This window comes from Marinobacter shunpengi, assembly GCF_045449715.1.
In the GTDB taxonomy this organism is placed as follows: domain Bacteria; phylum Pseudomonadota; class Gammaproteobacteria; order Pseudomonadales; family Oleiphilaceae; genus Marinobacter.
Genome location: NZ_JBJJLA010000011.1, coordinates 1 through 20,197, shown reverse-complemented (window position 1 = coordinate 20,197; position 20,197 = coordinate 1). Strand labels below are relative to the sequence as shown.

The 20,197-nt window shown below is 62.0% G+C and carries 18 protein-coding genes; 15 read left to right on the top strand and 3 right to left on the bottom strand.

The genetic code is table 11. From position 1 onward, the window contains the following. The first annotated feature begins 29 nt into the window (after nucleotides 1–29). The 6 genes from ACJO3T_RS05595 (at nucleotide 30) to ACJO3T_RS05570 (ending at nucleotide 5,555) form a co-directional block, all read left to right on the top strand. Nucleotides 30–512 (top strand): Lrp/AsnC family transcriptional regulator, encoded by a 483-nt coding sequence (locus ACJO3T_RS05595; protein ID WP_406961973.1) that lies wholly within the window; start codon nucleotides 30–32, stop codon nucleotides 510–512. Between the two features lie 181 nt (nucleotides 513–693). Beyond that, nucleotides 694–864, top strand: a complete 171-nt coding sequence (locus ACJO3T_RS05590; protein WP_328185498.1) for a DUF1328 domain-containing protein — start codon at nucleotides 694–696, stop codon at nucleotides 862–864. Nucleotides 865–1,089: 225 nt separating this feature from the next. Next, nucleotides 1,090–2,487, top strand: a complete 1,398-nt coding sequence (locus ACJO3T_RS05585) for an alkaline phosphatase PhoX (protein ID WP_406961975.1) — start codon at nucleotides 1,090–1,092, stop codon at nucleotides 2,485–2,487. A gap of 29 nt (nucleotides 2,488–2,516) precedes the next feature. Then, the gene (locus tag ACJO3T_RS05580; protein ID WP_406961977.1) at nucleotides 2,517–3,065 is read left to right on the top strand and encodes a hypothetical protein; all 549 of its coding nucleotides are present in this window, start codon (nucleotides 2,517–2,519) and stop codon (nucleotides 3,063–3,065) included. Between the two features lie 202 nt (nucleotides 3,066–3,267). Beyond that, nucleotides 3,268–5,115, top strand: a complete 1,848-nt coding sequence (locus ACJO3T_RS05575; protein ID WP_406961979.1) for a cation:proton antiporter — start codon at nucleotides 3,268–3,270, stop codon at nucleotides 5,113–5,115. Between the two features lie 47 nt (nucleotides 5,116–5,162). Beyond that, the gene (locus tag ACJO3T_RS05570; protein WP_406961981.1) at nucleotides 5,163–5,555 is read left to right on the top strand and encodes a nuclear transport factor 2 family protein; all 393 of its coding nucleotides are present in this window, start codon (nucleotides 5,163–5,165) and stop codon (nucleotides 5,553–5,555) included. A 37-nt stretch (nucleotides 5,556–5,592) separates the two neighbouring features. On the opposite strand, the gene ACJO3T_RS05565 is transcribed toward ACJO3T_RS05570, so the two are convergent. Continuing rightward, the gene (locus tag ACJO3T_RS05565) at nucleotides 5,593–7,062 is read right to left on the bottom strand and encodes an RICIN domain-containing protein (protein WP_406978015.1); all 1,470 of its coding nucleotides are present in this window, start codon (nucleotides 7,060–7,062) and stop codon (nucleotides 5,593–5,595) included. Between the two features lie 318 nt (nucleotides 7,063–7,380). Here ACJO3T_RS05565 and ACJO3T_RS05560 point away from each other — a divergent pair, with 318 nt between their 5' ends. The 5 genes from ACJO3T_RS05560 to mdoH all read left to right on the top strand — a co-directional run bounded on the left by ACJO3T_RS05560 (nucleotide 7,381) and on the right by mdoH (nucleotide 13,703). Beyond that, a complete protein-coding gene (locus ACJO3T_RS05560) occupies nucleotides 7,381–8,040 on the top strand; it encodes a class I SAM-dependent methyltransferase (RefSeq protein ID WP_406978014.1) in 660 nt (219 codons plus the stop codon). 228 nt (nucleotides 8,041–8,268) lie between these two features. Beyond that, nucleotides 8,269–9,576, top strand: coding sequence for a ShlB/FhaC/HecB family hemolysin secretion/activation protein (locus ACJO3T_RS05555; protein WP_406978013.1), 1,308 nt, complete (start codon nucleotides 8,269–8,271; stop codon nucleotides 9,574–9,576). A 155-nt stretch (nucleotides 9,577–9,731) separates the two neighbouring features. Beyond that, nucleotides 9,732–11,267, top strand: a complete 1,536-nt coding sequence (locus ACJO3T_RS05550; protein WP_406978012.1) for a glucan biosynthesis protein G — start codon at nucleotides 9,732–9,734, stop codon at nucleotides 11,265–11,267. A 53-nt stretch (nucleotides 11,268–11,320) separates the two neighbouring features. Next, a complete protein-coding gene (locus tag ACJO3T_RS05545) occupies nucleotides 11,321–11,608 on the top strand; it encodes a hypothetical protein (RefSeq protein ID WP_406961991.1) in 288 nt (95 codons plus the stop codon). Beyond that, on the top strand, nucleotides 11,592–13,703 hold the full coding sequence (gene mdoH, locus ACJO3T_RS05540; RefSeq protein ID WP_406961993.1) for a glucans biosynthesis glucosyltransferase MdoH: 2,112 nt from the start codon (nucleotides 11,592–11,594) through the stop codon (nucleotides 13,701–13,703). The genes ACJO3T_RS05545 and mdoH overlap by 17 nt, the downstream gene beginning before the upstream one ends. Before the next feature lie 8 nt (nucleotides 13,704–13,711). Here mdoH and ACJO3T_RS05535 read toward each other — a convergent pair whose 3' ends face one another. Beyond that, nucleotides 13,712–15,331, bottom strand: coding sequence for a L,D-transpeptidase family protein (locus ACJO3T_RS05535; RefSeq protein WP_406978011.1), 1,620 nt, complete (start codon nucleotides 15,329–15,331; stop codon nucleotides 13,712–13,714). 188 nt (nucleotides 15,332–15,519) lie between these two features. Between ACJO3T_RS05535 and ACJO3T_RS05530 the strand changes: the two genes are divergently transcribed. The 3 genes from ACJO3T_RS05530 (at nucleotide 15,520) to ACJO3T_RS05520 (ending at nucleotide 18,263) form a co-directional block, all read left to right on the top strand. Beyond that, the gene (locus ACJO3T_RS05530; RefSeq protein WP_406961997.1) at nucleotides 15,520–16,257 is read left to right on the top strand and encodes a murein L,D-transpeptidase catalytic domain family protein; all 738 of its coding nucleotides are present in this window, start codon (nucleotides 15,520–15,522) and stop codon (nucleotides 16,255–16,257) included. 98 nt (nucleotides 16,258–16,355) lie between these two features. Next, on the top strand, nucleotides 16,356–17,051 hold the full coding sequence (locus tag ACJO3T_RS05525; protein ID WP_406978010.1) for an SDR family NAD(P)-dependent oxidoreductase: 696 nt from the start codon (nucleotides 16,356–16,358) through the stop codon (nucleotides 17,049–17,051). A gap of 69 nt (nucleotides 17,052–17,120) precedes the next feature. After that, nucleotides 17,121–18,263 (top strand): patatin-like phospholipase family protein, encoded by a 1,143-nt coding sequence (locus tag ACJO3T_RS05520; protein WP_406978009.1) that lies wholly within the window; start codon nucleotides 17,121–17,123, stop codon nucleotides 18,261–18,263. A gap of 11 nt (nucleotides 18,264–18,274) precedes the next feature. Here ACJO3T_RS05520 and ACJO3T_RS05515 read toward each other — a convergent pair whose 3' ends face one another. Beyond that, complete coding sequence (locus ACJO3T_RS05515; RefSeq protein ID WP_406978008.1) at nucleotides 18,275–19,717, bottom strand: phospholipase D family protein; 1,443 nt, start codon at nucleotides 19,715–19,717, stop codon at nucleotides 18,275–18,277. Nucleotides 19,718–19,799: 82 nt separating this feature from the next. Here ACJO3T_RS05515 and ACJO3T_RS05510 point away from each other — a divergent pair, with 82 nt between their 5' ends. Continuing rightward, nucleotides 19,800–20,171, top strand: coding sequence for a VOC family protein (locus tag ACJO3T_RS05510; protein WP_406978007.1), 372 nt, complete (start codon nucleotides 19,800–19,802; stop codon nucleotides 20,169–20,171). The last annotated feature ends 26 nt before the right edge of the window (nucleotides 20,172–20,197 follow it).

The following is a 20,197-nucleotide window of genomic DNA, read 5'->3' as shown; positions in this document are numbered from 1 at the left end:
ACTCTTTGATAAAAATCAGGTGTTACCAAATGAAACAGGTTGAGCTCGATAAACTGGACCGCCGCATTCTGGACGTACTCCAGCAGGATGGCCGTATCAGCAACCAGTCGCTGGCGGAACAGGTCGGGCTGTCACCGGCCGCCTGCTGGCGGCGGGTTCGTGGGCTGGAGGAGGCTGGGGTGGTTACCGGCTATAGCGCCCGGCTCGATCCCGAGGCCATGGGTCAGGGGCTGTGTGTACTGGTGAACCTGTCCCTGCAACGGCACACCATCGACAGCACGGCGGAAATCGAGCGGGAGGTGAGCAGTTACCCGGAAGTGCTCCAGTGCTTTGCGGTGACCGGCAATGCGGATTTTGTGCTTCGGGTGGTGGTGCCGGACATGGCCAGCTATGACCGTTTCCTCAATGAAAAAATATTTACCCTGCAGGGCATTGCCCAGGTCAATTCCAACTTTGCATTGCGGGAGATCAAAAATACCCAGATGCTGCCTGTGAACGTTTCTGCAGAATAGGTTTCCGGACCTCATGCAGGTAGATATATCCGTTCAGGGTATAATGATGAGTATTAAATGTTGGTCAGGAAGCCGCTGATTTCTTGAGTTCTTCCACCACAGCGCCAATGGTTGAAGTGCGTTACCCAAACTCATGTTGCGTTGGCACCCCATCCTGGTGGCCAATCCTAAGGAGGGAACGATGCTTTACTGGGCTGTTGTCTGTCTGATCATTGCCATTATTGCCGGGGTCCTTGGCTTTGGCGGTATTGCCGGAACTGCCGCAGGCATTGCCAAGATCCTTTTCTTCATCTTCCTGGTGTTGCTGGTGATTTCTCTGGTAGCCAACGCAATGAAGGGGCGTAAGCCCTGACGTGCGGGTTCTCAGGTAAGCCAATTCGGTCAGGCCGGCTCTTGCCGGCCTTTTTTGTGTCCGGCACATCATGGCCATATGACATGTGTACATTTTCCAGCTATACGTCTTTAAACCGTCAGGGAAACATCAAGGATCAGACACCCGACGGTAAAACCTGCTCTCTATGGTGACAGACAGCCGGGCAATCAGGCCCGGTCATACAACCAGAACAGAGAGAGACGTATGAAACAGACCAATCCCGCACAACTGCCTGAACAGTCCCGATCGGATTCGCTGAGCCTCAATCGTCGTTCCCTCCTGAAAAGCAGCCTGCTGGGCGCTGCCGGCCTGGCCTTTGGTGGTCTCGCCAGTCGCGACCTGCGCGCCGCCAGCCTGCCGTACAGTCCAGATTACGGCCCCCTGTCCCTGAAGGCCGATGAAACCACCGGCCTGTACCTGCTGGCCCTGCCGGAAGGTTTCCGTTACCAGAGCTTTGGCTGGACCGGCGACACCATGTCCGACGGCATCGTTACCCCGGGCGCCCACGACGGCATGGGTGTGGTGGCCGCCAAGGGCAACACGGTCACCATGATCCGCAACCACGAGATCCGTGGTGTCGGTGACCCGTTCACCCGTCTTGCCTATGACCCGCGCACACCGGGCGGCAACACCACACTGACCTTTGATACCTACCAGGGCAAGTGGCTCGACAGCTATGCAGCGCTGTCCGGTACCTCCACCAACTGCGCCGGCGGGCCCACCCCCTGGGGCAGCTGGCTGACCTGTGAGGAGACTACCCTGGGGCCGGAGACCGAAGCCGGCGTCAAGACCCACGGCTGGGTGTTCGAGGTGCCCGCGTTCGGTCGCCCGTCCGCTGAACCCCTCAAGGGGCTTGGCCGTTTCGTCCACGAGGCGGTGGCGGTGGATCCGGTGACCAGCATTGTCTACGAGACCGAGGATCGCGGTACCTCCGGTTTCTACCGCTTTATTCCCAACACCCACGGTCGCCTGCAGGACGGCGGCAAGCTGCAGATGCTGAAGGTGTTGGGCGAGGATCAGGCCAACCTGGCAGAGGGGTACCCTAACGACACCACCTGGCAGGTGGAGTGGGTCGACATCGACAACCCGGAAAAGGCCCACGAGGACGGCACCACCAACAGCCTGGGTGTGTACAGCCAGGGTCGTGCCAAGGGCGGTGCCCGTTTCGAGCGTGGCGAGGGCTGCTGGTACGATAGCGGCTATGTCTACTTCGTCTCCACCTCCGGTGGTGATGCCGGGCAGGGACAGATCTTCGAGTACGACCCCCGCAGCGAAACCCTGCGCCTGGTGTTCGAGAGCCCGGCCGCCGACGTCCTTAACTCGCCGGATAACATCGCGGTCAGCCCCCGTGGCGGCATCATCCTGTGCGAGGACGGCAGCCGTCCCAAGCAGATGCTCCATGGCCTGACCCGTGACGGCCAGATCTTCCCGTTCGCCGAGAACAACGTGATCCTCGCCGGTGAGAAGAACGGTATCTCCGGTAACTACACCGGTCGCGAGTGGTGTGGCGCCACCTTCTACAACCAGTGGCTGTTCGTGAACATCCAGACCCCGGGCATCACCTTTGCCATCACCGGCCCGTGGGACAACGGCGCCCTCTGATCGACTTCACAAGGAAAAGGATCGACGTCATGAAACAATGGATCGCAGCAATGACCCTGGCACTGGCCCCGCTCAGCGCCTCTTCCGCCATCATCTATGAAGGCGCACTGGACGACGGTGCTGTCTACAGTGGGAGCCTGGAATCCGAATCCGGCTGGTCCGAATCCAACGGTTCCTGGGTGGATTTCTGGTCCTTTGATGGTACCGCTGGCGAAAGCATCAGCCTGTTTGCCGGCAGCGACACCACCGATGTGGCCTTCTCGCTGTACACCGGTACGCCGGACAGCTTTTCCCAGCCGTTCTACTTCAACAATGCCGGTGACTGGGACCTGTTATCCCTGGTGACCCTGTCATCCACCGCCGGCAATGAATCCCTGATGGATTTCATCCTGCCGGAAACCGGTACCTTCACCCTGGCCCTCGGTGGTGAGGTGCCTCCCTACCTGGCCGACGGTGAGGGCACCTGGAACTATGATGTCCAGCTCACCCGTTCCGCGGCTGTCTCCGCGCCGGGCTCCCTGGGGCTGCTGGCCCTGGGGCTGTTGGGGCTGGGTGCCATGCGAGCCCGTCAGGCCTGATCCTGCCGTACACGCTACCCGTCTGCCGGGTCGGGTAGTTTTCTGCGCGGCAGGCTGCAATGGCCTGCCGTGTACAGCTTTTCTCCTCTGGCGTATCCTGTGACTCGATCAGGGCTGACCGGAACCGGAGTTGTCAGCGTCCTGTCCGGGCGAGGTCTCTCTGTCGTCCCGCCGAATCAGAAACCAATGGAACCGGGTGTCTATGAGCGTAAGTATCGTTCTCGTACTGGCCAGTATTGGCGTCGCATCTCTCTTCTGTCAGTGGCTGGCCTGGCGGCTGCGGATGCCGGCGATCCTGTTCCTGCTTGCTGGAGGCATTGCCGCCGGCCCGGTACTGGGCTGGCTGCAACCGGAACCGCTGTTCGGTGACCTGCTGTTTCCAATGATTTCCCTGGCGGTTGCGGTGATCCTGTTCGAGGGCAGCCTGACCCTCAAGTATGACGAGATCAAGGGCCATGGCCGCATGGTCCGCAACCTGGTGCCGGTGGGGTCGGTGGTTACCGCCATCATCGGTACCCTGGCAGCCCGGTGGATCCTCGATGTGTCCTGGGAGGTGGCGCTGCTGTTCGGGGCCATTTCCATTGTCACCGGTCCGACGGTCATCGCGCCGCTGCTGCGATCGGTACGGCCCAAGCAGAACCTGGCCAATATCCTGCGCTGGGAGGGCATCATCATCGACCCGGTGGGGGCGCTGCTGGCGGTTCTGGTGTTCGAGGCCATCATCTCCTGGGGACAGGGTAATGTGTTCTGGCACTCAGTCTATATCTTCGGCAAGACTGTGGTCGTGGGTATGGTGTTCGGTGCCGTGGCCGGCTGGCTCAATGGCGTTGCACTGCGCAAGCATCTGCTGCCCCATTACCTTCACAACGCCGGCACCCTGACGTTCATGCTCGGGGTCTATGCCCTGTCCAATGAACTGGCCCATGAATCCGGCCTGCTCACGGTCACGGTGATGGGTATCTGGATGGCCAACATGAAGATGGTGCCAATCGACGACATCCTGGAATTCAAGGAATCCCTCAGTGTCCTGCTGATTTCTGCCCTGTTCATCATCCTGGCGGCGCGGGTGGATTTCGCCGCCATTGCCGAGCTTGGCTGGGGGCTGGTGGCGGTACTGGCGATCCTCATGTTGGTGGCCCGCCCACTCAGCATCGTTCTGTCGGCCATCGGCACCAGACTGAACTGGCGGGAGCAGGCCTTCCTGAGCTGGATTGCCCCCCGGGGCATTGTTGCCGCAGCGGTATCGGCACTGTTTGCCTTCCAGCTTGAGAACCAGGGCTACGAGGACGCCAGCACCCTGGTGCCGCTGGTGTTCATGCTGATTATTGCCACCGTGACCATCCAGAGCCTCACCGCACGACCGGTGGCCAAGGCCCTGGGTGTGGCGGAGCCCGCCGCTTTCGGATTCCTGATCCTGGGAGCCAACAGTGGGGCCCGGGCCATCGCCCTGGCGCTGCAGAAGAATGAGATTCCCGTGGTACTGACGGACACCAACTGGGAGAACGTGCGACAGGCGCGGATGGATGGGCTGAAGGTGTACTTCGGTAATCCCACGTCCGAGCATGCCTCCACCCACCTGGACCTGACCGGGGTGGGCAAGCTGCTGGTGATTTCTCCCTACAAGCAACTCAATTCACTGGCCACCTACCACTTCCTGGACTGGTTCGGCGCCAACAGTGTGTACAGCCTTCCGGAAGGAGAGCAGGACTCCAAGGCCAGCCACCAGACTGCCGAGAAAATCCAGCAGACCCGTGGCCTGTTCAACGATCTTTCCTATCCCAAACTCGCCAGCCTGATGAGCCGTGGCTATACGGTGAAGACCACCCAGTTGAGCGAGAACTTCACCTATGACAATTTCCTGGCGCAGCATGACGGCGAGGCCCGGCTACTGTTCGTGATCAATGACAAGGACAGGATCCACCCGATCCTGGCTGGCGAGAAGGTGGCTCCTGAAACCGACTGGCAGCTCATCAGCCTGGTGCCGCCCAAGGCCGCCAGGGACCGCAAGGCCGAGGATGAATCCTCGCAGGAGAAATCCGGTACCGCCTGACCGACCAACCTGGCGACATCCAACGACAATAACCTGGAGTAGACAACGTGATCGATACCCTCAAGACCTGGCACCAACTGATGCAGAACCGTGACGTCAACGGACTGGATGACCTGCTGGCTGATGATGCCGTGTTCCATTCGCCTGTGGTGCATACCCCACAGGAAGGCAAGGCCATCACCAGAGAGTACCTGGCGGCGGCGTTTTACGTGCTGGGCAACGATCAGTTCGAGTACCTGCGGGAGATTGTCGACGGCAACAACGCCGTGCTGGAATTCCGCACCGAACTGGATGGCATCGTGATCAACGGTATCGACATGATCCAGTGGGATGACGAAGGGCGCATCCGTGACTTCAAGGTGATGGTGCGCCCCCTGAAGGCGGTCAACAAACTGCATGAGAAGATGGCGGCAATGCTCGAGGCCCGCAAGGGCGGCTGAGAGGAAAGGGGAGGGCCCGGCTTGCCGGGCCCCACGCTTACATCCTGTCGAGCTCAAACATCTGATTGGTGTTGCCGCTGATACAGGTCCACTGCATCAGGTTGGCGCCTGCATCCTGGGAGAAACCGTCCACATCCAGGCATTTCTCGCTGTGTTTCGGGATGATCCGCCAGCGGCCGGTACCGGCACTCTGGAAGCGGAACAGTTGGTTATCGTTGCCCAGCCAGTCCCAGATCATCACATTGGCACCGTTTTCCGTGGACACGCCGGATATATCCAGCGCCTTGTCGGGACCGTGGGACGGTGCGATGCGATAGTAGCCACCGCTGATGTGGGTGACGTTCCACTTCTGGCAGACATTGTCCAGCCAGTTCCACTGCTGGATATTGGTGCCGGCGCTGGTATCGCACATGGCCAGGTCCATGGCCTGGCCGCTATGCACCGGCGTGATGCGGAAGGTGCCGTCGTCGATATTGGTGCTGCCACCGTTGTCATCACCGGGGTCTGATGGCGGTGTCCCGACACGGGCGCACCCCGACACGTTGATGCTGGAGCTGTTGGTGCGCACCAACTGGCAGTTGGGGTTGCCGTTGCTCACCGAGCCGCTGAGGACGTGGGTGTTGCTGGCGTCTTCCAGGAAGATCCCCTGGGCCGTACTGTTGGCGATATCCACATGGCGCACGGTGGTGCCGTTGCTGCCGGACACACTGAAGAAGCCGCGGCCGGAGTTACGGGAGTAGACGCTCTCCACCTCGACGTTGGGGCCATTGTTATTGGCGACCCGGAAGGTGGCGTAACCGCCGCCCTGATTGTTGCGGTTGCCCCTCACCACACCCACGGTGCCGTTGCGGGAATCGTTGAGCAGCAGGCCGGAACCGCCGCTGTTGTTGACCGTCACGTCGCCAATGTTGAAACCATCCACGCCGTAGGTCTCGACACCGTGGGTACGGGAACCCTCCACCCGGATATTGCCACTGATGGTCAGGTTGCGGGCCGGGCCCGTGGAGGCATCCACCCGGATGCCCAGACCCACCGGATTACTGATGTTCAGGTCCATGGTGATGTTGTGCAGGGTGACGTTGGAACAGCCCCGGAACCACATGCCATAGCGGGGATTGCCCTCCACATTCAGGTTGCGCACCGTGACGCCGTTGCGACGATCGCAGTAGACCGGCACCACCAGTTCACCACCGTTGGCGGTGATGGTATTGCCGTGGAAGTCGAGCACGGTACCATCCCGTGGTCGTATGCCATACACTTCGCCCCCATCGGAACCGGAACTGCCCGAGGTGCGGACGTTCACGGTGCCGGGGCCCATATTGTTGATCGCGGCATTCACCGCATCGATCATGCGGGTACCGGTATAGACATTGTTGCCGTCCACCGACGCACGCCAGTAGAAACCGCTGCGCTGGACTTCGGCATCGGCCAGGGCGGTGAGAGGAAAGGCGGCCAGGATGGCAAGGGCGATGACCCCGCCGCGCATGGCTGTTGGCATTGAAAGCATAGCGAGTACTCCGGGTTGTCAGGGCCGTCCGGTAGGTCTGGTAACAACGCTGGAGAAACCAGTTTTCCTCAATCACAGGCTCGTCGGGCATCGACAACCCTGTGCTGCGGACGACTGCCGGCCCCTTGGATTATTGTTTTACTGCGGTTGGTTAGCCTGGTGTCCCGTTTGGTCGGCGAACTAACCAAACGGGACACTAACCTGGGCGTGGAGGTCGGCTGCATCACCTGAATCCCGCCATGTCGGGAGCGGGCGTTTGTCTGGTTGATTGATGGCTTCCTGGTTCTCAAACTCACGGATCGTAATCTGGAGATCTTCTTGACGACTCAGCGCCTGGCGGCCCGGGATTTCTGCAGTGTCTGCCATGGTGGGCCCCTGGCGGAGTTCGCCCGTGTGGGTGATCGTCTGTACCGTCGTTGTGGGCAATGCCGGGCCACGGTCATGGACCCGGATGGATGGCTGTCGGAACAGGACGAGGCGGAAGTGTATCGGCTTCACGACAATGCCGTGGACGATCCGGGGTACCGTCGTTTCCTGGACAAACTGGCCACGCCGCTACTAGGCAGGCTGTCGCCAGGGCAACATGGACTGGATTTCGGCTGCGGCCCGGGGCCGGCACTGGCGGCCATGCTGGAGGAGCGGGGGCTGACGGTCACCGGCTATGACCCGGTGTTCTTCCCGGACGCTGGGGTGCTGGCGCGGCAATGGGATTTCATTACCTGCACGGAGGTGGTTGAACACCTGCGTGACCCCTGGGGCGTCTTCCGGCAACTCGATGGGATGCTCAGACCCGGAGGCACGCTGGGGGTGATGACCTGCTTCCAGACTGACGATAGCCGGTTCGTGAACTGGCACTACCGCCGGGATCCCACCCATATCGTGTTCTACCGGGAAGAGACGCTGCACTGGCTGGCCGATCGGTTCGGCTGGTTGCTGGAAATCCCCCGCAAGGATGTCGCACTGTTCCGCAAGACGTGACACTCCGTAATCCCTGAAACCCTGTATCCAACTGTAAACAGCGCCTGTCGTGAAAGTGGGCGCGTTATAACTTGATGCCGGGGTTTCAAAGACTTGCGGAAGCCTCTGTTTCGTAAGAAATATTAAAATTGTAAAGTCCTGCTACCGTGGGGCTGAAATCATGGATTGGTTGTAATCATCCGGTTTAGCATGACGGCACAAAACCGGCACCCGACACCATTGAGCCCCATGCCATACATCTCATTCAGTACACGCCAGACCCTTCCGGTCATCATTGCACTAATGACAACGGTGGGGCTGTGTGCACCGTTGATGGCGGACAGCGCATCCACTGGTGTCGATGCCGGGCAGCACCAGCGCACCATGGGACTGCTGCAACAGAGCCTGGCGTGGGTACGGCGCGGTCAGGAGGCGACGGCAACATCCGGGGCGACGCCTGAATCTGCGCCCGTGACCGTGGCTACCCGTACGGATGCTTCCACTGCCGCCATTCCCATCTCATCCAGTGCGGCCAGGGACCAGTGGATCGGCGAGAAGTTCTTTCTGCGGGGTGAAGACCATGAGGCCGAGCAGAGCGACCGGGTCCGGGTGGGGTTCGAGACGGACCGGGTTCCCGGACTCAGCAATAACCTGTCCGTGGACGGCAACTGGTCCACCTCCCAGCGGCCTGGCGACAGCACCATGGACATGGGCCTGACCTGGCAGGTGCCCATGGGAGACAACCACCTGGAATTTCGGGGCCGCATCCACGAATACGAGAACGAGGTGGACGACGGTGACGTCAAGCGGTTTGGGGGCTCCCGGCAGACCCTGGAAATCGACCTGGCCCGTAACCTGTACCGTGGTGACAGTGCCAGCCTGGATGCGCGGGTTGTTACCACTGACGTCACCAGGCGCTGGTATCAGGATGGCGACCTGAGTGATGAAGCCCGGCGCAGCTATTCCCTGTTGCGTCTCGATGGCCAGGTGGAACGGTACCTGCCGTTGCTGGATACCTACGGTGATCTCGGTTTTTCCGTTGAGGGCTGTGTGGCACTCACGGACGGTGTCGAGCAGGAATCCTGCGGGGAAGGGCTGGGAACCTTCCAGCGCTATAACCTGAGCGCCAACCTCCGGCGCCAGTGGCTGAACATGGACTGGGCGCTCCAGGGGGAATACCAGTTCACCCCCAATGAACTGCCTTCCTGGCGCCACCTGGAGGTGGGTCCGGGCATGATGCACGGGTTTGGCGGCCAGGCCCTGCGGGGCCGGGAAGGGGGCTGGCTGCGACTGGATAGCGAAACCCGCAGCCGACCGTTCTGGTCCCCCATGGACCTGTACACCAACATCCGCTTCTCACTACTTCGGGGGTGGACCGAAGCCGCGGTGGAACCTCACCTGACCAGTCGGGCCAGCGTGGCGGAGGTGTTCTGGCGAATCAGTGGTGAGCACCTTTCCGGCGGGCTCCGGGCTGGCACCCTGCTGGACACTGCCGGGCCCGACGTGGTGACCACCCATGTGCCGGATGTGTCCGTCGACCTGACCTGGACACTCTAGTATTCCTTCTGTGGCTCCTGCTCCGCCTTTGTGTCGTATCACTTACAAAGACGTCACTTGCTGCCCGGTCCGGGTGGAGTTACAAACAGGGATGTCATGTTTGTTCGGGGCGGCGTCTGCCCCTTTTACCAAAACACACCCAGGGAACCCCACGTATGCTACGTCCGCTCGCAGGACTGCTGTGCATCTGCCTGGTGGCGTCGAAGGCTACCGCTGCTGAGTCCTTCGGTTTCTCGGATGTGGCCGCAAAGGCCCGGGACCTGGCTCAGCAGGGGTGGAGTGCGCCTGCCGGTATACCGGATTTTCTCAGGGAGATCGAATACAGTCGCTACCAGGAGATCCGTTTCCGGGAGGACCGTAACCTCTGGCGCGATTCCGACTCGTCCTTCCAGGTGATGCTGACACCGGCCGGCAAGCATTTTACCCACGCCGTGGTGCTGAATGAGATCCGTGACGGCGAGGTCCGGCCGATTCCTTTTGCCCGTGACAATTTTTCCTACCCCAGCGAGGAGTTCGCCAAGCGAATTCCTGCGGATCTGGGGTACGCCGGTTTCCGTTTGACCTACCCCCTGCGTGGGCCGGATATCAACAACCAGTTCCTGTCCTTTGCCGGTGCCAGTTATTTCCGGGGTGTGGGGCGCAACGACGGCTTTGGTCTGTCCGCCCGCGGGGTCGCCATCGATACCGGGCTCTCCAGTGGTGAGGAATTCCCCTCGTTCATCGAGTTCTGGCTGGAAAAACCGGAGGGAGGGACCGAAGAGATGGTGCTCTATGCCCTGCTGGATGGCCCCAGCCTGACCGGCGCCTACCGGTTCACCGTCCGGCCAGGTGATGCGCTGGAGGTGGACGTACAGGCCCAGCTGTTTTTCAGGAACCAGGTGGACCTGGCGGGCTATGCCCCCCTGACGAGCATGTTCTACTACGGCGAGAACACGCTCCGTCCCGTGGGGGAGTGGCGGCCCCAAGCCCATGATTCCGATGGCCTGCTGGTGGCGGACGGCGACTCCGGGGAGTGGCTTTGGCGTCCGCTTATCAATCCGGCCTCGCTGCGCATGAGTTACCTCAGGGCCAATAACCCGAAGGGGTTCGGGCTGATCCAGAGGGACCGGGACTTCCGTGATTTCCAGGATCTGGAGGCACGCTATGAACGTCGGCCCAGCGCCTGGGTTGAACCCCGGGGTGACTGGGGCAAAGGCAATGTGGTGCTGGTGGAAATACCCACCCGTTCGGAAGTGAATGACAACATTGTTGCCTTCTGGGCGCCGGAGGAATCTCCCGGTGCGGGCGACAGCGTGGAACTGGCCTATACCCTGACGTTCGGACCGCCGGAAATCACCGGAAATCCCACCGGCGCGGCCATACATACCTTCGTGGGTGATGGCAACCGTATCGGGGGAGGCGACCAGGAGGGGGCCTACCGGATCCTGGTGGATTTTGCCGGTGGCGCCCTGGACAAGACCGATCCCGGGGCGGACGTGGTCAGCCATGTCAGTGCGGGTGGTGATACCAGGGTGCTGGAGCACTTCGTGGAGTATTCGGAGCCGACCGGGCAATGGCGCCTGTCGATGCTGGTGAAGCCGCCCCCGGATCAGACACTGGACCTGAGGGCCTTCCTTTCCAGAGATGGGGAACCACTGACCGAAACCTGGACCTATGAATTGCCGCCGGGGCTTGATTTACGGTCCCAGTAACGGGAGCCGGACCAGGTTGTTGGAGACAGGTGTTGGAGAGACAGGAGAGAGCTGTGGAGAAAACCATTTGTCAGTACGCTCTCGATCGCGTGATGCTTTACCTGCAGAACTACGGGGTGAAACCGTCTCCCGAGGTCTGTCGGCGGGCACTGGCCCTGATCGACGATTGCCTGGAAGATGCCGGTAGCGCAGCCTGCGATGGCCCCGGGGGGCTGCCGGGCGGGGTTCTGGCCATGGTGTTCGACCGGCTGCCGGAGGCGTTCAGCCTTCCGGCGCTGGACCTGCCTGTCCAGCGCCCACCCATTCGTCGAGGGAGCATCGGTTATGGGCCTCCCGTATGAACTGAAAACGGTGTCTTCAGCGGCATCAGTTGGCGGACAGTGGCAGTTGGTAGCAACGGTCAGGCGGTTTCTGCTGGCGGTGCTGGTGCTGGGGCAGACCCTGGTGGCCACCTGGTTGATGCTGCGGGTATTGCCTTACCATGGGGGCACGTGGGTAGAGATCGGTCTGGCAGGCCTGTTTGCGGTTCTCTACGCCTGGATCGCCGTTGGTTTCTGGACCGCGGTTTACGGTTTTGTGCTCAGGCTGGCAGGCGGTGACCGCTGGTCACTGGCCCGTCGACATGATGAGCGGGAGCTGGCGGCGACCCCCCTGACAAGGACCGCCGTGGTCATGCCTATTTACCATGAACCGGTGCAGCGAACACTGCGGGGGCTGCGGGCTATCTACCGGGATCTGGAACGGGCCGGACAGATTGAGCACTTCGAGTTCTATATCCTGTCGGACAGCCGCGATCCGGAGGTGTGGCTGGAAGAACAGGCCGCCTGGCAGGGCCTGTGCAACGAACTCAATGCCAATGGTCGCCTGTTCTATCGTCGCCGTACGGTTAACCTGAACTACAAGAGCGGCAACGTGGCGGACTTCCTGCGCCGCTGGGGCCGTCGCAGCCGTTACACCGTGGTGCTGGACGCGGACAGCCTGATGGGCGGCGATACGCTGATCCGGATGGTTCGCCTGATGGAACTTGAACCCCGGGTGGGGATCCTCCAGACGGCCCCCGGTGTGGTGCGGGGGCGTTCCCTGTTTGCCCGCATCCAGCAGTTCGCCAACCGGCTATACTCCCCCCTCTTTGCCACCGGCCTCGCTGGCATCCAGATGGGCGATGCTGCCTTCTGGGGGCATAATGCCATCCTGCGTACCGATGCGTTCATGGCCCATTGCGGCCTGCGCAAGTTGCCCGGAGCCGGCCTGTTTAGAGGGCCGATCCTGAGCCATGATTTCGTCGAGGCGGCGTTAATGGGACGGTCGGGCTACGAGGTGTGGCTGGAGCCGTCCCTGGTCGCCAGTTACGAAGAGTCACCACCGAGCCTGGCGGACGAGCTGTCCCGGGATCGTCGCTGGTCCAAGGGCAACCTGCAGCACCTGTGGATCATGTTGCGGGCCCCTGGGTTGCGGTTTGCCCACCGGATGGCGTTTTTCAATGGCATCATGGGATACCTGTCCTCGCCCCTGTGGTTGCTGTTCCTGGTGTTGACCACTGTGGAGGCAGCCCAGCTTGCCCTGATGCCCATCGACTATTTTCCGGACGATCAGCCGGGGCTGTTTCCGTTGTGGCCCGAATGGAGCCCCGGGCTGGCCCTGACCCTTGCCCTGACCACGGTCACCATGCTGTTTGCGCCCAAGCTGATCGCCTGGCTCGATGCCCTGGTCCATCGCCGGGCCCGGTCCTTTGGTGGGGCCTTCAGAACCCTGTTGAGCGTGGTGATGGAGGCGGTGGTGTCGGTGCTGCTGGCGCCTATCAAGATGCTGTCCCATTCGGCCTACGTCCTGGGTGCGTTGTTCAATCTCTCCCTCAGTTGGGCGGGGCAGAACCGGACCGAAGAAACCCGCTGGCGCGAAGCCCTGGTCTCCCAGGCCCCGGGCATGGCCGTCGGCCTGGCCTGGTCGGCTTTTGCCTGGTACCTGGACCCGCTGTTTTTCCTGTGGTCATTGCCGGTGGCCGTACCCCTGGTGCTGTCTGCCCCGACGGCGGTATGGCTCAGCCGGATGAGGGCGGGGCAGTGCCTGCGGCGGCTCGGCATCCTGTGCACACCTGAGGAAACGGCGCCCTGCCTCCTGCTCCAGGATACTGCCGATGAAGAGTCATTGCTGCCTCCCCTGGGCCAGTTGACCCGATTTGAGGAGGCGGTACTGTTGCCGGCGGTCAATGCCATGCACTGCAGCCTGGCGCGCAGCCATCCGGGCCGGCTGCGGCGGGAAACCCTGCAGACACTGGCCCGGCGATGCCTTGATCGCGGACCCGGAGCCCTCGACCGCGCGGAACTGAGCCAACTTTGCCGTGACAGCGATACCCTGGCCTGGCTCCACCATGCGGCCTGGCGGTCCGACCCGGATACCTGGTGGGGGCGGAAGCTTGCCCAGGCCGTGGCGTCGTGATGTCTCCCTTACGGCTCCTCATCCAGCAGGTCGACCACCAGCCGGTCTTCCTCGTAGGTGTCGGGGCGGTACCGTACAAGGCCATCGGGGTCTGCTTCGGCGGTCCAGTAGGCCATGACCAGGGGAATACGGGCCGGCAGGGAAAGGTTCCGGGTCTTGCCCGAGGAGCGGGCGTTGCTCAATTGCCGTCGGGTGCTCTCCGAGGCTTCCCGGAACAGTCGCTCGCTCAGTTGCACCGCATTCTCGACCCGCACGCAGCCGGAGCTGTAGAACCGGTCCGGCGTGTCGAACAGCCAGCGGGAAGGGGTGTCGTGCAGGTAGACTGCAAAGGGGTTGGGGAACCGGATGGCCACTTCGCCGAGGGCGTTGCCGGGGCCGGCGGCCTGCCTGAGCATCAGGTTGCCGGGCTGGCTCCAGTCCACCTGGTCCGGATCCAGCGGAGTACCGCTGCGATCCAGTACGGTCAGCCGGTTGCGCCAGAGGTAGTCGGGGTCGGCCTGGATCGCCGGCAGGGTGTCCTCATAGAACACGGTGGGCGGAATGGTCCAGGTGGGGTTAACGGTGATGTGGCTGATGGCTGAGGTGAGTGCCGGGGTTTTCCGCTCTGGCCGGCCGACCTGGGTGTTGCCGTGCCAGACCTCCGCGCCATCCCGGATCAACTGGACGCGGGCACCGGCAATATCCACCAGCACCATGTCACTGGTGAGGTAGGGGGCAATCCAGCGCAGTCGCTCCAGGTTGGCCCGGGTGCGGGCCTTCCACGCCCCCGGCGCCAGGTTCAGTGCTTCCAGGGTGGCTTTGCCCACCAGCCCGTCGTCGTCCAGGCCGTGGTCGCGCTGGAAGGCTTTTACGGCCCGGGTAATGTGCTGGTCAAAGCGGGTTTGTTCCGGCGGCATCGCCGCCGGATCGGAAGGAGTCGCCGGCCCGGGCAGGTAGCCCTGGGCGTTCAGGCGGGCGACGAGGGCGTCCACCCTGGGACCACTGTCGTCCTGCCTGAGCGTGGGGCCCGGCGGCACCGGTGGCCAGCTCTCCGGCAAGTGGCGGTATTGCTCCCGGTAGGCGGTGCGCAGGTTCTGGTACCGCTCAATGGACGGACGTGACCGCTGATAGGCCTGCCGCAGGCCGTTGCGGTGGTAGAAATCACGGTGGATGTCGATGGCAAACTGCTCGGCATCCGGGTGTTTGGGCGCCTGATGCCACATCAGGCCTAACTCCTGCGGGTCCAGCCGGCCCCGGGTCAGGTCTGACAGGGACCACGCCAGGGCGAGGGTTGCCAGCTCGGCCTGGCAGGGGGTGGGCGGCATGTCGGCCGGTAACTGGTCGGCAATCCGTGCCAGGTTGGACAGCTGGTAGTTCTGTGGATTCAGGCCGTCAAACCTGAGCCGGTCCAGTTCCCGCAGTAGCCGTTGCCATTGCAGGCGGTCACGCCAGCGTTCGGTATGGGGCTGGATGTTGGCCAGCTCACTGGCAGCCTGTTCTACAAAGGCCGGTGGATCCGGCGCTGCCGGGCAACCCGCCCGGAGGCTTTGTGCCTGGCCGGGGCCGGCGAGGATCAGCCACAGGCCGACGGCGCCGAGGGTCTGGACCACGGAGTGACGTAATTGTGCCCCTGGGCTCGAGTCCCGCATACCGAGCGTCCTCCAGCAGCCGTTCCAGCGGCTGTCGCTGTGCGCAGAAAGTGTTGCAGTTTGTATGGATTTTGTACAATTCGACCCATTTCCCACATTATTCCCGGGAATTTATTGCACAATAGTGACCATTGAATCGCCGGCACGGCAACATCAGAATCCCCCGACCATGGCATGAGGAATGGTAAATGGTAGTCAGAGGCCTGAAACGCGCTCTGTTGGTATCGGTTTGTGCGCTTTCGTTCAGCCTGCCTTCAATCACCAGTCTAGCAGCGGTCACCGAGGACAGCCTGTTTTCCGGGCTGGCCGATTCCGCTCCCAACCTTAATCCCGAGGTGCTTCGCTACGCCCTTATGGCCACCCAGTGTGCCGTTCGCCATGGCGAAAGCTATCCGGACAGGCTGGCGGTGATTGATTTCTCATTGCCTTCCAGTCAGAAACGGTTATGGATATTCGACCTGCGGCAGCGCAGCCTGATCATCCGCGACCTGGTCGCCCATGGCCGTAACTCCGGTGACCTGGAATCCACGCGCTTCTCCAACGTGGAAGGCAGTTACCAGTCAAGCATCGGTCTGTTCCGGGCGGCGGAGAGCTATCGGGGCAAGCATGGCTATTCACTGCGCCTGGATGGGCTTGAGCCGGGGTTCAATGACCACGCGCGCGAGCGGGCTATCGTGATCCATGGCGCCGACTATGTGGACCCGTCCTGGATCGACACCTATGGCCGTATCGGACGCAGCCTGGGCTGCCCGGCAGTACGGGAGGAAATCAGCCATCAGGTAGTGGATTCCCTGAAGGGCGGGCAACTGGTCTTCAAGTACTATCCCGACGAGGAATGGCTCAGCCGTTCCGGCCTGCTGAACTGTGGTGATGCCACGGTGGCGGGCGCGTCGTCCGGCACCCCGGGCGACAAACACGGGTCCTGAGAGTCACTTGGGAATGGCCGGGTCTTTTACGCCCCGGTCGGTTCTCGGCTATTCTGATTGCTCCAATGACAATACAGGAATGGCAGGAGAACCCTTTCATGTCAGACAATTCCCCTCAAGGCCCCCTGGCGGGCAAACGTATCCTGGTCACCCAGGCCGACGCCTTTATGGGCCCCGTGCTGTGCGACGTGCTGCGGGAGCAGGGCGCCACCGTTATTGCCAGCCATGATGATATTACCGACCCCGAGACCCCGCAACGGATTGTCAGCGAAGCTGGCCCGATCGATACCCTGGTGGCCAACCTGGCCGTACCGGCGCCCTCCACCCGGGTAGGGGATGTGTCCGAGGATGAGTGGCGTGATACCTTCGCCGCGCTGGTGGATCCGTTGCCGCGCTTTATCCAGGCGTTACTTCCCGGGATGCGTGACCAGGGCCATGGCCGGGTGCTGGTCATGGGCAGCGCATCGGCCCTGCGGGGTATGAAACGGGCGTCCACCTACAGTGCGGCCCGTGGCGCGCAGATGGCCTGGGTGCAGGCGGTTGGCGTCGAGCTGGCACCGGAGAACATCCAGGTTAACCTGATTGCCCAGAATTTCGTGGACAATCCCACCTATTTCCCTCCCGAGATCCAGGAGAACCCGAAGTTTCAGGATCGACTGAAGCGCGAGGTGCCCCTCGGACGCCTCGTTGGCGCCAGGGAGGACGCCCAGTTTGCCGCCTACCTGTGCAGCGATGCCGCGAGCTGCTTCGTGGGCCAGGTGTTCCCGGTCTGTGGTGGCTGGGTCAACCGATAACACGATACCGGCACGCTGGCCCAGGCCGGCGGGTCCGGATTGTTGATTCAGCAGGACTGGGAGGCGTTCATGGAAACCGGTATCGTGCTGACGGGCGGTGGCGCCCGTGCCGCCTATCAGGTGGGTGTGCTCAGGGGTATCTCGGATATGTATCCGGACTGGGAGAACCCGTTCGGAGTGATCGTCGGTACCTCGGCGGGGGCCATCAATGCCGCGTCCATGGCTGGCGGCAGTTCCATATTCCGGCACAATATCAGTCATCTGGAGGGGCTCTGGTCGGAAATTACCGTTAACCGGATCTACAAGAGCCAGACGCTGGAGATCTTCCGCAATATGACCGGTGTTGCCCGGAGGCTGTTCATGGGGCAACTGGACGGTTCTCCCGTGGCCCTGCTCAATAACAGTCCCCTGCGGGCCATGCTTGAGGAGGAGCTGGACTTCGGGGCCATATCGGCCGCCATCGATGACGGCCGTCTATCGGCCCTGGGTGTCAACGCCTGCGGTTATTCCACCGGCCAGAACGTGTGTTTCTTCCAGGGCAAGGACAGCCTGAAAAGCTGGACGGTGGGCCAGCGTGCCGGCGCACGCACGCACCTGGGGCTGGACCATGTGATGGCATCCACGGCCATTCCCACGGTGTTTCCGCCGGTGCAGATCAACCGGGAGTACTTCGGCGACGGGGTGACCCGGCAGATGGCCCATGTCAGCCCGGCGCTGCGGCTGGGGGCCGACCGGGTGCTGGTGATTGGGGTCAGCGCCAACAGCATGTGCCCCACCGAACGACCGGAACCACCGGGCACCCCCACGTTCTCGCAGGTGATAGCCCAGGTGTTCAACGGCATGTTCCTGGACACGCTGGACTACGATATCGACCGTCTCAGGCTGATCAACCGACTGCTGGAACTGATTCCGGAGGAGAAGCAGAAGGAGCTGGATTTCCGGCCCGTCAACCTGCTGGAAATTTCTCCCAGCCAGCAGATCAATGCCATCGCGGAGAAGTACCTGGACGGGATGCCACTGGTGCTGCGTAACCTGGTGGGCGCCTCGGACCGGCATCATGGCACTGCCGCCAGCCTGGCCAGCTACCTGCTGTTCGACCCCCGCTTCTGCCAGGAACTGATCAGTCTGGGTTACCACGACGCGCAGCAGCACGCCAACCAGATCAACCGTTTCTTCCACGAGCAGCCAGTATCTGGACAGGAGGAGGGCTGAAATCAGCCCCGTCAGAAGGTGGAAAAGCCGGTGGCCTCCATGAAACGGTATTGCCAGTACCGGAACCGTGACTCGTCGGCATTGGCGGAGTAGGGCAGGCTGAATACCGGTGTCGATCCCGGTCCGTTCATCCACAGGCGGTCGAACAGTTCGGTCGCCGTGACCATGACTGGGGTATCGGCGGTGCCGGTGACCAGCATTGAGGTCTCCAGGTTGTAGTTGTCGATATTGCGGCGGGTCAGGTTGGCTGACCCCAGCAGCAGCCGCGCCAGCCCCTGGCTGTCCCGCAACATCAGCAGCTTGTTGTGGCACTGTTCGCCGTCGGTATTGCACCAGCGTACCTCGATATCCGCCTGGTGCAGCTCGAACGCCACCTGGCGGTTGGGTATGCCGTTCTTGGCGTGGCCAAAGGCATCCTGGTTCTGGTCCAGCAGGATCCTCAGGGTGGCTCCGCGGTTATGGGCTGCCTTCAACGCTTCAACGGTGCCCCGATGGGACAGGTAGAACATGGCCAGGTCGAGCCGGTCACCCTGGCCAGCGCGGTCGATCAGGTCGATGGCGGCTTCCCGGATGGCGGCTTCGGTCAGTACCTGGCCGTGCAGGTCGGCCCCGTCCGCCTCCGGGGGATAGATCTTCCCGGGCAGAGACCAGTCGGGGACCGTTACCCCGGAAAGGGCCATGACTGCCTCCTCCGTGGCCAGCAGGTCCAGGGCGGCGGGGCCGGTGAAGGTGATGGCCGTGTTCCAGTGGCGGCTGCTGCCGTCGTGGGGGTTGGCGGAGGTGACCAGGCCTCGGAGCTGGTCGCCCTCATCCACCACCAGGGTCTTGCGGTGGTTGGCCTTGAAATTGAGCAGGGCGAGATAGCTGCGGAGGGTCACCTTGCCATCCTCGAAGGCATTGGGCAGCCAGCCACCGTCCGGGTTGTTGCCGAACCACTGGCAGCATGCCCGCCACAGGGCGGACCAGGTGGGATTGGAATCCCGCAACGGACGCAGATTGGTTTCCACCAGGGTGATTCCTGCCTGCCGGAGCCGTTCAAAGTGAGGCTGGCGCATACCACCGTAGACCGTATTCAGCGGATCAGTGATCACCACCACATCCAGCTCCGGCACCGCCTGCTTGCGCTCCACCAGTGCCTGGGTGAGTTTGTCGGCAAGGGGTTCGAAGCTGCTGTCCGGAGCGCTGTTATTGAACAGGAACATGTCGATGACAATCATCCGCCGGGCCTGGGCAATCAGGTCGAAGACTTCCCGGAAGATGCCCTGGCTCTGGAAATGACCGCCAGCGGGGGTACGCCAGCTCACATCCGGAATCAGCCGGGCGTCGTAGAGTGGACGGCTTGGCGCAGTCCTGGACAGGCCTGCCGGCATGGGTTTGAACGTGTTATAAAGACCTGTTGCCAGCAACAACGTAAATATAACGGCAGCCACAAGCTTGAACGAGATCAGGTGCATCCCTGCGGGGTCTCCTGTTTCGGGTAATATCCGATTATTTATGAGAGCAGTATAAACAAACCAAATAAAAAGGGTTTTCCATATGATAGGTTACGTTACTATCGGTGTCAGTGACATGGGGCGGGCCAAGGCCTTCTACAGCGACCTGCTGGCGGACCTGGGTGCGAGTGTCCTGATGGACATGGAGCGTATCGCGTTTCTGGGCAAGAGTATGGGCAAACCCATGCTGGCCGTCTGCACGCCCTATGACAAGGAGCCAAACCACCCGGGCAACGGCAACATGGTGGCCATCAATCCGGGTTCCAAGGAGATGGTGGACAAGCTGTACCACAAGGCGATTGAACTGGGTGCCACCTGCGATGGTGAGCCCGGCCAGCGTATCCCCGACCGTTTCTACGGTGCCTATATCCGGGATCACGATGGCAACAAGGTGGCCTTCTTCCACTTTGGCTGAGTTGGCGTAGCAGGGGGAAGCGCCGC